The organism is Actinomyces sp. MRS3W (assembly GCF_032465695.1).
GTDB lineage: Bacteria > Actinomycetota > Actinomycetes > Actinomycetales > Actinomycetaceae > Actinomyces.
The window spans coordinates 1-12,435 of sequence record NZ_JAWDJJ010000043.1 but is presented as its reverse complement, the minus strand read 5'-3'; the positions used below and the strand labels follow the sequence as shown (position 1 = coordinate 12,435).

The window sequence follows — 12,435 nt, the reverse complement described above, 5'->3', positions numbered from 1 at the left end:
CGCCGGAGAAGGCGCCCGCCGTGCCGCGCTCGTCGGCGGGACCACCGCCGAAGCGGAGGAGCGCGTGCGCGCCCTGGCCGACGCCGCCCTCGCCGACGGCTACGTCGACTCGGTGGCCGTGACTCGCACCCAGGTTGACGGGCTTGGGGTGGTTCGCGTCGATGTGGCCGCCCCGCTGCCTGTGCTCGGGCTGCTGGGGCCCGGCGGGATGCTGCGCGTGACCGGGCACGCCGTCGATGAAGCGGCCCTGGTGGGTGTGGACGGAGACGAGCCGTGAGCTCGCGGGCGCCGGGACGGCGCGGTGCGAATAACGGCGGACGGCGGGCGTGGCCGGGCGACCGACGGACTGCTTGCGCGTTGATGCTGCGCGGCCGTGATCCAGAGGCGGGCAACGCGCCGGTGGAGTTCATCGGTTGGACGGTGGTGCTGGTCGTGCCCCTGGTGTACCTGCTCATCGCCCTGGCCCAGGTACAGGGGGCGGCTTTCGCCGTGGCCTCCGCGGCTGACGCCGCCAGCCGCATCCTCGAAGTGGAACAGGGCGACGCCGCTGTCGCCCACGCCCGCGTCGCCGCCGGGCTGGCCCTATCCGATCAGGGTGTCGCCGCCGACGCCGCCAGTGCACTCAGCATCAACTGTGCGGACGCCGCCTGCACCACGGCGGTGGTCAGGGTCGAGGCGGCCGTCGACCTGCCGGTGCTGGCCTCGGTCGGGGTGGGGCGGGGCGTCGTCGTCATGGACGCCGAACGCTCCGTCACCCTTGCCGCCGAAGAAGGAAGCTCATGAACCTGCGGGGCCGTTCACCGAAGCTGCCGGGCCGCGGGCCGCGGTTCAAGAGCGCGCTCGCGGGAGCGCTGGGGCGGCTGCGACGCCGGGCCGGCGGTGAGGAGGGCCAGACCCTGCTGCTCGGCGTCGGACTCGTCGCCGTCGTCGCGGCCCTGCTGCTGGTGCTCGCCTCTGCGACCGCCGTGTACCTCGACCTCAAGACCCTCACCTCTCTGGCCGACTCGGCCGCAGCCGCCGCGGCGGACGCGGTTGACGAGGGCTCCTACTTCGACGGTGCGTCCACCGCCGCCGGGCCCGGCAGCCTGTCAGCGGCCGGAGTGCGGGCCGCGGCCGCCGCCGACCTGGCGACCCAACCGGTTGACCTGGCGGGCCTGCAGATTGCCGACGCCTCCAGCCCCGACGGAGCCACCGCCGTCGTCACGCTGACTGCCCACTCCCAGCCGCCCTTCCTACCTTGGGGCGTCATTCCCGCCTCCGGCTTCACCATCACCGCCACCGGCACCGCCCGCGCCACAACCGGTATGTGAGGGCGCCCGTCGGGGGAACGGCCGCGTCTGTTCTAGACTCAGCCCGTGGTCACTGCCTTCCCTGCCGCTCCGAAGGGAGAGATCAACTCGATGACCGCTCAGCGACTCCAGCTCACCTGGCACAACAAGGATAAGGCGCTCATCCCGACCGAAACCGGCAAGTACGGCTATACATGGGTTGATCCCGCTGATCCTCGCTATTGCGAAACCCACACCCTCGTGTACGACGACTATGTCCAGGGCGCCCAGACGCCGAAGTCGGACGAGTTCGAGTACTCCGCGCGTGCCGACCTTGAGCCCCAGGATGACAACCTGCTCATCCTCGGCGAGTCCGGAGACGTTCTCGAAGCACTCACCCGTGTGCCCGAACTGGCCGAGAAGTACGTGGGGCAGGTCAAGCTCATCTACATCGACCCGCCCTTCAATACAGCGCAGACATTCGCCTCGTACGAGGACAACCTCGAGCACTCCATTTGGCTCACCATGATGCGTGACCGGCTCGTGCACATGAAGAAGCTCCTGTCTGATGACGGCTCCATCTGGGTGCATTTGGACGATACTGAGGTCCACAGGATGCGACTGCTGATGGACGAGGTGTTTGGTGTCGACAACTTCGTAGCACAGATCTCATGGGAAAAGGTTGCCGGACGCGATAACCGCTCGATCATGTCAAAGACCTGTGACTTTATTCTTGTGTACGCATCGGAGCGGAACCGCTTCAAGGACTCCCGGAACTTGTTACCCCGAGATGCCGCTGACACCTCTGTCGCCTACGCCAACCCTGACAACGATCCGCGTGGAGTCTGGACCTCCGGGGACTTTACTGCTCAATACAACCCAGCTGAGAATCCTCGCCTTGATCAAATCTACGAGCTTGTCACTCCAGTGGGGTTGTCTTTCAAGCCTCCCAAGGGGCGAGTTTGGCTTATGACAGAGCCGCGCTACCGTGAGATGCTCGAAGATAACCGGCTCTGGTTTGGTGGAGACGGCACCAATATCCCACGAATCAAACGTTTTCTTTCCGAGGTTCAGGGTGGGCTTGTCCCCAAGACGCATTGGCCTCACGGGGAAGTCGGGCATAATGATCAAGCGAAGAAGGAAGCTCAGGCGCTGATCTCTGCCGACACCCCCTTCTCCACGCCGAAGCCCGAGCATCTCCTAGAGCGCATCATTCACATTGGTTCGAATCCTGGTGACATTGTGTTGGATGTGTTCGCCGGTTCCGGTACCACGGCTGCGGTGGCGCAGAAGATGGGGCGGCGTTGGGTGACGTGTGAGCTGTTGGAATCGACCTTCACCACATTCACACGGCCGCGCCTGGAGAAGGTCGTGGGTGACCGGGACCCGGGTGGGATCACGCGGACGAAGGGTGAGCGTGTTGCGGCCGACGACGTCGAACTGCCTGACGGGGTCAGTCCGGAGGATGCCGCGAAGTTCACGAGCGTGCTCAACAAGCTAATCGCGGATGACCCGGGGGTGAAGAAGGATCCCCTGGTGAAGGCGCTGAAGGCTGCTGCCAAGACGAAACGCACCAAGGAAGTACTGAATTGGCGCGGTGGTGGCGGCTTCCAGGTCGCTCACCTGTCGCCCGCCTGTTTCGACTACGACCCGCAGCTGGATCGGGTGATGCTGACCTCAGAGGCAACCGGGCAGACGTTGATTGAGTCGGTCGCTGCCAACCTCGGGTTCACGCTGCTGCACCCCGACGATGACTACGTCTTCGATGCCCGCCGTGGCAACGCACTGCTGAAGGTCGTCGAGGGTGTGGCCACGGTCGAGGTTGTAGATTGGTTGGCTTCCCAGGCCCGCCCAGGAGAGACGATCGTGCTGGCCGCTACTACTGTCATGGACGGGGTGCGGCAACACCTGCGGCGCACCGTCAGGGGCTCTCGAGTGATCGCCCTTCCGGATGACGTGTTCCGCTACAGCGAGGGTGGTGACCAGTAATGGCGACCAAGCTCAACATCAGTTTCGACTCCGACATGCTGGAGTCAATCAGCTCAGAGTTCGACTTGCGCACCCCGAACAAGGAAGCCCTGCGCAAGCTGATCTTCACCCTCAACGGCGACTACGACCCGTCGGTGATGCAGGTGCTCAACCTCGCCACTGGCGTGGGCAAGACATACCTGATGGCAGCATTCGTGGAATATCTTCGGCGCCAAGGGATCGGCAACGTTGTGATTGTCACCCCCGGAAAGACGGTGCAGGCCAAGACGGTGCAGAACTTCACCCCGGGCTCGCCCCGCTACATCTCTGGCTCAGCCGTACCGCCCGAGGTAGTTACACCCCAGGATTACTCGGCATGGATCGCCCGGCAGAACGGTCCTGCCAGACTAACGTTCGGGCGAGAAGTGCCGATGCTGGCGTTTATCTTCAATATCCAGCAATTGATTGCGCCCAAGGATGTTGAGGGCGCAACCCACGGGACCGCTCAAGAGGCGATGCGTCGCAAGCCGCGCCGCTTCGACGAGAACGCCGGTGTGCTGTTCGACTACCTCAAGGGGCTCGATGACCTCGTGGTGATCGCTGACGAGTCTCACCTCTACGGTTCCAGCGCGGTCGCGTTCAATGCGGCGCTCAAGGAGCTCGATCCGGCGGCCGCGATTGGTCTGACCGCCTCGGTGGACAAGAAGACCGACCACGTCATCCACGAGTACCCGCTCTACCGCGCCATCCAGGATAAGTACGTCAAGGCCCCGGTGCTGGCCTTCCGCAAGGCCGGCTATGGCATTGACAAGGCATCCGAGGAGCAGCAGCTGAGGGACGCGTTGCAGCTGCGCGCACTCAAGCAGGCCTACTACGACTCCTATGCAGTCAGCCAGAACCGCAGCCACATCAACGCGGTCGCGTTCGTGGTCTGCGCAGACGTCGAGCACGCCACCCAGGTTGCTGACCTGCTGCGCACCCCGGAGTACTTAGGCAGCGACGATGCCGTGCTCCAAGTCGATTCCAAGCACGATGACGAGTTGACCCAGCGTCGCCTCGACGAACTCGACCGATCCGAATCGCCCGTCCTCGCCGTGGTGAGTGTCAATAAGCTTAAAGAGGGGTGGGACGTCAAGAACATTGCTGTTGTGGTCACCCTTCGGGCAATGGCCTCGGAGGTGCTGACCCAGCAGACGATGGGACGCGGCTTGCGTCTGCCGTTCGGGGCTTACACGGGCGTGTGGCAGATCGACCAGCTCGACATCATCGCCCACCAGTCCTTCACCGAGCTGCTCAACGCCGAGAACGTGCTCCAGCAGTTCGGACTGGAGGAAGCGGTCTCTGAGTCCGATAAAGCCGAGGTGGAAAAGGTGATCCGTAAGGTAACCGAAGGAACCTCAGACGGCGGCACGGGTGCAACCTCTGCTGGCGATGACGTCGGTGAAACTGAGGGTCCGGCGCCGCGAGCGACAGAGACTCACCCCGCTGGTGACGGCACGGTGCCCGCTGGATCCCGACCCGGCACGGTTCCGCTTGACGGACGCGACGGCAAAGACCAGGGGCTGCCCGGCGTCGCCGTTCGCGCCATCACTTACCCGCAAACTGGCCCGGAAGTGGAGCCTGAGTGGGAACTCGTCTCGATTGAGCGCAATCCTGCCTTCGCTGAGGTCTCCTATCAGTTCCCGGTGACCACAATGACCGTTGACCAACCGCCCATCGATCTGTCCGAGGTCAACGATGCCGAGGTTGAGCAGGCAGCACGTCGAGTCACGTCTGCTGGCGACGTGCTCTTGCGCAAGGAGATCATTGCCGCCCTTGGCAAGAAGCTGCGTGCCGAGGACCGCGAGAGCGCCGAGGTTGACTCGGTTCGGGTCGATGATGCTGACGCACAGGAAGCACTGGTCAAGTTAGTTATGAACATGCCGTTGGTGCCCAAGACTCGGCAGACTGCCCGCTATGTGGCCACGTTCTTGGTACCGAAGTTCATGAAAGGCGTGACTTTCACCGGCTGGACCGTCAAGTCCCTGGACTCAGCGCGAAACGAGCTACTCAAGCTCATGCAGGACTACACTGCCGAGACCCTGCGTGCTACTCGCGAAGTGCCGAGCATCCATCCCAAGCAAATGCCGGGCGCGGGTTATACACTGCCGCTCGGCGAGAAGGTGCACGACCAGATCGAGACTCGCGAGCAGTTCGTACGCGGACGAGTGTACGGCGGCTGGTTCAAGTCGCTGTTCGCTGAGGAGTCCTTCGACTCCTTCACCGGCGAGTACCAGCTCGCCCGCCTGCTCAACACCTCACCGGGAATCGTGTGGTGGCACCGTCTGCATCCGCAAGACCGGGCGTTCGTGCACTACAACGCCAAGGATCGCTACTTCCCCGACTTCGTGGCTACGGACACCAACGGGGTGCATTGGATCATCGAAGGCAAGGGCGAGCGCGGACGTGATGATGCCAGAGTGCAGGCCAAGCGTCAGGCGGCCGAGGCGTTGGTGCGGCGCTTGGCAGCAGAGGACGCCTATGCGGGCCAGAAGTGGGGCTACCTGATCGCCTACGAGCAAGACACAGCCCGCGCGGACTCGTGGGAGGACCTCAAGACCTTCGCACATCCGGTCAGCAACGTCCTGTAGACGCGACCTCTGCATGAGGTACGGGGGCCGGTGCTCCAGAGCCGGATCGCTGAATTCGCGCTATCTGGCGATTGTTCTTGAGGTGGATGGGCGGTGCGTATCCTGACTTAGCCACCCGGCCCTTGGCGCAGGCGCCCCTGGTCGGCCCGGACCCCGCGTCTGTTCTAGACTCAGCCCGTGGCCACAGACTTCCCCTCCGAGATCGAGCAGCTCCGACACACCTACGCCTCCGTCGTCGCCGTGACGAACCCGGAGGCCCTGCGCGGGCGCATCGCCGAGCTGTCCGAGCAGGCCGCCGCCCCCAACCTGTGGGACGACCCCGATGCCGCCCAGACGGTCACTTCCGCTCTGTCCCACGCCCAGGCCGACCTCAAGCGCGTGGAGGCGCTGGGCGGGCGCATCGACGACCTCGAGACCATGGTGGAGATGGCGGGGGAGGAGTCCGGCGCCGACGCCGAGGAACTGCTCGCCGAGGCCGAACACGACCTGGCCGCCGTGCGCAAGGACCTCTCCGACCTGGAGATCCGCACCCTGCTGTCCGGCGAGTACGACCAGCGCGACGCCGTCGTCACCATCCGCTCCGGGGCCGGGGGCGTGGACGCCGCCGACTTCGCCGAAATGCTGCTGCGCATGTACACCCGCTGGGCCGAGCGGCACGACTACCCCGTCAAGATCCTCAACACCTCCTATGCCGAGGAAGCCGGGCTCAAGTCCGTCACCTTTGAGGTGCACGCCGCCTACGCCTACGGCACGCTCAGCGTCGAGGGCGGCACGCACCGCCTGGTGCGCATTAGCCCCTTCGATAACCAGGGCCGCCGCCAGACCTCCTTCGCCGCCGTCGAGGTCATCCCGCTCATCGAGTCCACCGACCACATCGACATCCCCGAAACCGACATCCGTATCGACGTCTTCCGCTCCTCCGGGCCCGGCGGTCAGAGCGTCAACACCACCGACTCGGCCGTGCGCATCACCCACCTGCCCACCGGGTTGGTGGTGTCCATGCAGGACGAGAAGTCGCAGATCCAGAACCGCGCCGCCGCCATGCGCGTGCTCCAGTCCCGCCTGCTGCTGCTCAAGCAGCAGGAGGAGGACGCCAAGAAGCGCGAGCTCGCCGGTGACGTCAAGGCCTCCTGGGGCGACCAGATGCGCTCCTACGTCCTCAACCCCTACCAGATGGTCAAGGACCTGCGCACCGGCTACGAGGTCGGCAATCCTGACTCCGTGTTCGACGGCGACATCGACGGCTTCATCGACGCCGGCATCCGCTGGCGCAAGCAGCAGGAGCAGGAAGCCGCGTAACCCGCGCGGGGTCCCATTGACTCGCGCCAGCGGGGTGTCCGCGATCTTGTCGTCCGGCACCGCTTGGCGCAGCCAGCTTGGAGGCTGACTCTAGCGCCGGTTGTCGAATTCCGACCTTGGGGTACGGTTTCCGACCTCCCCGGGGTCGTCAAACGTACCCCAAGGTCGGAAACCGTCATCTTGCGCGTGCGCGGGGTCACTCAACCGCCCGCCCACGCCCCCGTCGCGGCACCGGGCTCCAATGCACGTGCACGGGGTCACCGCCCGGTGCCGTCGTTATCGGTCCGCGGCTCCCGTAAGCTGGTCGGTGGTGTGCGCCGTCGACACAACGCCGCCCCGACAGGGCCGGGCACGTCGTCGGCGCACAGATCAACCGCCCGCACCCTTTCGAAAGGCGTATCAGATCTGTGGCTGAATTCATCTACCAGATGATCAAGGCGCGCAAGGCGCACGGTGACAAAGTCATCCTCGACGACGTCACCATGGCTTTCCTCCCGGGAGCCAAGATCGGCATGGTCGGCCCCAACGGCGCCGGCAAGTCCTCGATCCTCAAGATCATGGCCGGCATCGACCAGCCCTCCAACGGTGAGGCCCGGCTCTCCCCGGGTTACAGCGTCGGCATCCTCCTCCAGGAGCCCCCGCTCAACGAGGACAAGACCGTGCTCGGCAACGTTGAAGAGGGCGTCGCCGAGCTCAAGGGCAAGATCGACCGGTTCAACGAGATCTCCGCTGCTATGGCCGATCCGGACGCCGATTTCGACTCCCTCATGGCGGAGATGGGCACGCTTCAGGACGAGCTCGACGCCGCGAACGCCTGGGACCTGGACTCCCAGCTGGAACAGGCCATGGACGCCCTGCGCTGCCCGCCGCCCGACGCCGAGGTCAAGAACCTCTCCGGTGGCGAGCGCCGCCGGGTAGCCCTGTGCAAGCTGCTGCTGGAGGCCCCCGACCTGCTGCTGCTGGACGAGCCCACCAACCACCTCGACGCCGAGTCCGTGCTCTGGCTCGAGCAGCACCTGAGCACCTACAAGGGCGCCGTCATCGCCGTCACCCACGACCGCTACTTCCTCGACCACGTGGCCGAGTGGATCGCCGAGGTCGACCGCGGCCACCTCTACCCCTATGAGGGCAACTACTCCACCTACTTGGAGACCAAGGAGAAGCGCCTGGAGGTCCAGGGCAAGAAGGACGCCAAGCTCGCCAAGCGCCTCAAGGACGAGCTGGAGTGGGTGCGCTCTTCCGCGCGCGGACGCCAGGCCAAGTCCAAGGCCCGTCTGGCCCGCTACGAGGAGATGGCCGCGGAGGCCGAACGCACCCGCAAGCTCGATTTCGAGGAGATCCAGATCCCGCCGGGCCCGCGCCTGGGCAACCAGGTCCTGGAGGCCACCAACCTCAAGAAGGGCTTCGACGGCCGCACCCTCATCGACAACCTGTCCTTCACGCTGCCGCGCAACGGTATTGTTGGCATCGTCGGCCCCAACGGAGTCGGCAAGACCACCCTGTTCAAGACGATCGTGGGCCTGGAGCCGCTCGACGACGGCGAGCTCAAGATCGGCAAGACGGTCAAGCTGTCCTACGTCGACCAGAACCGTGCCGGCATCGACCCGAAGAAGACCCTGTGGGAGGTCGTCTCCGACGGGCTGGACTACATCCAGGTCGGCCAGGTGGAGATGCCCTCGCGCGCCTACGTGGCCTCCTTCGGTTTCAAGGGCGCCGATCAGCAGAAGCCCGCCGGCGTCCTGTCCGGCGGCGAGCGCAACCGCCTCAACCTGGCGCTCACCCTCAAGCAGGGCGGCAACCTCATCCTGCTGGACGAGCCCACCAACGACCTCGACGTTGAGACCCTCTCCTCCCTGGAGAACGCCCTGCTCAACTTTGCGGGCTGCTCCGTGGTCATCACCCACGACCGCTGGTTCCTCGACCGCGTGGCCACCCACATCCTGGCCTGGGAGGGCACCGAGGAGAACCCGGCCTCCTGGTACTGGTTCGAGGGCAACTTCGCCGCCTACGAGGAGAACAAGGTCCAGCGCCTGGGCGCCGAGGCCGCCCGCCCCCACCGCGTCACCTACCGCAAGCTCACACGCGATTGAGGCGAGGGCAGAGACAGCTTGATGGCTCTGCCGAGCCGATTGAAGCGTGTAAGAGGCCGCAGGCCGAGTACGCGCGACTGAACCGAGCCAAGCCGAGCTTGCTCGTGCTTGTGAGGTGATGGAGTCGCGTTTGGAGTTGTGGCGACAACACGCGCGACTGAAACCCCCGGCGGGATGCGCCCGTGCTCACGCGACGGCGCATCCCGCGGGAGCCTTGCTGGCTAGGCCGCGTGGACGTGAGACACCGGTAAAGAACGGGGCCGCGGATCACCATGATCCGCGGCCCCGCTGACATGTGTCGGGCAAAAACCCTGTGAGGGTTTTACCAGCTCACTCCCGTGCCCGGGCGCGGTGCAGCATCGCCGCACCAACGATCAGTAGGGAGCCGGCGCCGAGGACAAGGCCCAGGCCGTTCGCGCCGGTACGGGCCAAACCGGGACGAGCCGGCTTCGTGGTGGTGGCCGCCGGCACCGCAGCCCTGGTGGTTGTGGTGGCGGTGGCGACGACCGGCGTGGACGCCGAGGCGCTCGGAGTCGGTGACTCACTCGGTACGGGTGACTCGCTCGGCGTGGGCGACTCACTCGGTACGGGCGACTCGGACGGTGCCGGGGACTCACTCGGTACGGGCGACTCACTCGGAGTCGGGGACTCGGACGGCGTCGGTGACTCACTCGGTACGGGCGACTCACTCGGAGTCGGGGACTCGGACGGCGTCGGAGACTCACTCGGTACAGGTGACTCGCTGGGCGTGGGCGACTCGGTCGGCGTCGGCACGACCTGGCGCTCGCCGTTGGCGCTACCGCCTCCGTCGCGACGAACCACGGTCGTTGTGTCGGTGTGGGTGACACCGGCGATAGTCGTCGAGGCCTCGTCGGTCCACGGGCCGGCGCCCTGGAAGGTCACCGGAATCCACACTCGGGCGAACTGGCCCACCGGGATACGTATGGTTCCCTTGATGGTGGTGTCCCCACAGTCGGTTACTTCCACAACGGCGGTGGTGCCATCAACGGGATCTCCCCATTCGTTGCGACCGGCATAGCTGGTGCCGGAAACAGAAGCGGGGCAGCTGAATGCCTGCGAACCGGAGGTCAGGGTGTCCTCCCACTGCGCAATCACATAGTCGGCGTCGCCCGCCATTTCCTGGGTCACGGCGGGGAACTGCAGCGTGATCCTGCCGGTCCGGTAACCGTTTTCGTCTGCGGCGCTCGCCGAGCCCCACTTGCTCAGAGTGGTGGGCATCTTGGAGCAGTCGCCCACGCACTTGCCAGTGGGAACCTGAATCGTTGTGGTCTTCCCATTGGCGTTGAACGTCAGGGGGTTGGTGGTGTTGGACGTGATGTTGCTGGTGATCTGGGTTTCAACCCAACCGGTCAGGGTGACGTTGTTGTGGGTTTCAACAAAGTCGGTGAGCGTGATGACCAGCTGGCCATCCACATAGGTCATGGTGGCGACGACGTCGCCATCCTCGGTGTTGAGATTCCAGGTGGTTCCGGAATCAAGCTGCAGTTCATCGGGCACGTCGATCGTGTACTGCTGGCCGGCGCAGTGGCCGTCTTCGAGGGCGAAGTCGAACTGTAGCGTCAGTGATTCCCAGGCTCGCACCGGGTTATCGGCGGAGACCGGTTGATTGTTTTTCAGGAGTGTGAGGTCTGGAGACTCGGTGGTGGGGGCACAGGTGGAATCATCGGCGGCACGTGCCGAGGTGGTGAACACCGCGGGGACGATCACCGCCAGGACCAGTGCCCCCAGGGCGAGCACTGCCAGCACACGCGATGCTACGCGGGAACGCATGTTGCTCCTTTTCTAAGCAATAGAAGGACGGCAGGGGAAGAGCCGATCGCCACGGACACGCCGCATACTCGCTACACGGTGACAGGTCATCGAGCTTCAGAGCGATGGGAGCTCCGCAGGGACAAGCCTCAATTGGATATCATAGCCTACGTAACTCGGAACATCGGCGTTTCCGGATGGGGAACCGCGGTACGCTGGCGCGTTTTATCTCCCGACCGCATGCGGATCAGCGACCTGAGCTGATGGTGCTGGTGCGCGGGATATGTCCACCGATTGACAATGTCAGGCGGAGGCGTCGGGAATCGGCCCCCCGTCGTCGCCCTCAGCTACGCGGATCGCCCATTCCCCGCTGCCATGAGAAGTGGCGGTAGGCGTGCGGATCATGCCCTCCTGAGCAATCGTGGAGACCAGACGGCCGCGCGAGTCGAATACTTCGGCGCGCGCCATCGACCTGCCGCCCTGGGACGTGGGGGAGTCCTGCACGAACAACAGCCAATCGCCGGCGTCGACCTTCCGATGAAACCACTGAGCGTGATCCAGAGTAGCCAAGCTCATGCCTTCGCTGCGCCAGGACAACCCCTGGCTGCGCAACGCCGGCTCCAGCATGACCTGGTCGCACATATACGTGAGCAGCGCCCGATGAACCGTCTGGGAGGCAGCTTGCGGAATCGCACCGCGTGAGCGCACCCACAGATGCTGTCGTCCTTGAACACGCTGGCCCGGTCGCAGATAGATATTGCCTTCGACATGACGAATGTCAAAGGCGGTGGTGCGTCCCAGGAACTTGGCCACCGGGTGATCGATAGACCGGAAGATCTCCAAGGCACTAGTGAGTTCTTCGGGCCGCGGCACGTCGGGCGCATCCAACTGCACCTCGGTCCCCGGCTGATCCTCCTGGAAGGAGGAGACCATCGTGAGGATCGGCACGCCGTCCTGGGTGGTCGTGGTGCGGCGCTGCGAGAAGGAGCGGCCGTCATGCATGCGCTCGACGTCGAAGCGCAGCGGCTGACCCGGCTTGCCGCCGCGCATGAAGAAGGCGTGTACGGAGTGCGGCAGACGCGGCCCATCGCCGTCGTCGACCATGGTGGCTGCCGCTGCCAGCAGGCCCTGGGCGACGACCTGACCGCCGTAAATGCGCCCGGAGATTTGCGGCAGTGAGGAACCGGTGAACGCGTCAACCCCGCCCCCCGCGTCAGTCACCTCCTCCAGGGCCAGGATCCTGGTGACGGACCCGAGGGGCTCGGTGGTTGCGGGGGGAACGGGGTATGGCGTTGTCAAAGACCGAGCTCCTCCAGAATCGGCAGCTCGGCGCGCACCGCCTGTCGGGCCTCCTCGGCGGTGGCCGACGCCGTGGCGATGCCGGCCAGCCGCTGGCACTCGGCCAGGTCG

Annotated in this window: 9 protein-coding genes; 7 read left to right on the top strand and 2 right to left on the bottom strand. The window is 65.2% G+C overall.

The genetic code is table 11. The features are described from left to right. The 7 genes from RWX45_RS01215 to ettA form a co-directional block, all read left to right on the top strand. A partial coding sequence (locus tag RWX45_RS01215) for a pilus assembly protein (protein WP_316021972.1) occupies nucleotides 1-277 on the top strand: 277 nt, incomplete at its 5' end. Nucleotides 278-360: 83 nt separating this feature from the next. After that, nucleotides 361-783 carry a peptidase T4 gene (locus RWX45_RS01210; RefSeq protein WP_316021971.1) on the top strand — a complete coding sequence of 141 codons (423 nt, stop codon included), beginning with the start codon at nucleotides 361-363 and terminating at the stop codon, nucleotides 781-783. After that, the gene (locus RWX45_RS01205) at nucleotides 780-1,310 is read left to right on the top strand and encodes a glycosyltransferase (RefSeq protein ID WP_316021970.1); all 531 of its coding nucleotides are present in this window, start codon (nucleotides 780-782) and stop codon (nucleotides 1,308-1,310) included. The genes RWX45_RS01210 and RWX45_RS01205 overlap by 4 nt, the downstream gene beginning before the upstream one ends. 45 nt (nucleotides 1,311-1,355) lie before the next feature. After that, nucleotides 1,356-3,257: a site-specific DNA-methyltransferase gene (locus RWX45_RS01200; protein ID WP_316021969.1), complete on the top strand. Its 1,902-nt coding sequence runs from the start codon at nucleotides 1,356-1,358 to the stop codon at nucleotides 3,255-3,257. Beyond that, complete coding sequence (locus RWX45_RS01195) at nucleotides 3,257-5,866, top strand: DEAD/DEAH box helicase (RefSeq protein WP_316021968.1); 2,610 nt, start codon at nucleotides 3,257-3,259, stop codon at nucleotides 5,864-5,866. The genes RWX45_RS01200 and RWX45_RS01195 overlap by 1 nt, the downstream gene beginning before the upstream one ends. A gap of 177 nt (nucleotides 5,867-6,043) precedes the next feature. Continuing rightward, a complete protein-coding gene (prfB, locus tag RWX45_RS01190) occupies nucleotides 6,044-7,165 on the top strand; it encodes a peptide chain release factor 2 (protein ID WP_316021967.1) in 1,122 nt (373 codons plus the stop codon). Between the two features lie 407 nt (nucleotides 7,166-7,572). Further along, nucleotides 7,573-9,255, top strand: coding sequence for an energy-dependent translational throttle protein EttA (gene ettA / locus RWX45_RS01185; RefSeq protein ID WP_316021966.1), 1,683 nt, complete (start codon nucleotides 7,573-7,575; stop codon nucleotides 9,253-9,255). Nucleotides 9,256-9,585: 330 nt separating this feature from the next. On the opposite strand, the gene RWX45_RS01180 is transcribed toward ettA, so the two are convergent. Both RWX45_RS01180 and RWX45_RS01175 read right to left on the bottom strand, forming a co-directional pair. Beyond that, nucleotides 9,586-11,046 (bottom strand): Ig-like domain-containing protein, encoded by a 1,461-nt coding sequence (locus tag RWX45_RS01180; RefSeq protein WP_316021965.1) that lies wholly within the window; start codon nucleotides 11,044-11,046, stop codon nucleotides 9,586-9,588. A gap of 282 nt (nucleotides 11,047-11,328) precedes the next feature. Next, entirely contained in the window at nucleotides 11,329-12,324 is a 996-nt protein-coding gene (locus RWX45_RS01175) for an acyl-CoA thioesterase (protein ID WP_316021964.1), read from the bottom strand. Nucleotides 12,325-12,435 lie beyond the last annotated feature (111 nt).

What these genes read in the sequence shown, in the direction of transcription:
- RWX45_RS01210 (WP_316021971.1), top strand. Translation starts at nt 361, where the DNA reads ATGCTGCGCGGCCGTGATCCAGAGGCGGGCAACGCGCCGGTGGAGTTC.
- RWX45_RS01205 (WP_316021970.1), top strand. Translation starts at nt 780, where the DNA reads ATGAACCTGCGGGGCCGTTCACCGAAGCTGCCGGGCCGCGGGCCGCGG.
- RWX45_RS01195 (WP_316021968.1), top strand. Translation starts at nt 3,257, where the DNA reads ATGGCGACCAAGCTCAACATCAGTTTCGACTCCGACATGCTGGAGTCA.
- RWX45_RS01180 (WP_316021965.1), bottom strand. Translation starts at nt 11,046, where the DNA reads ATGCGTTCCCGCGTAGCATCGCGTGTGCTGGCAGTGCTCGCCCTGGGG.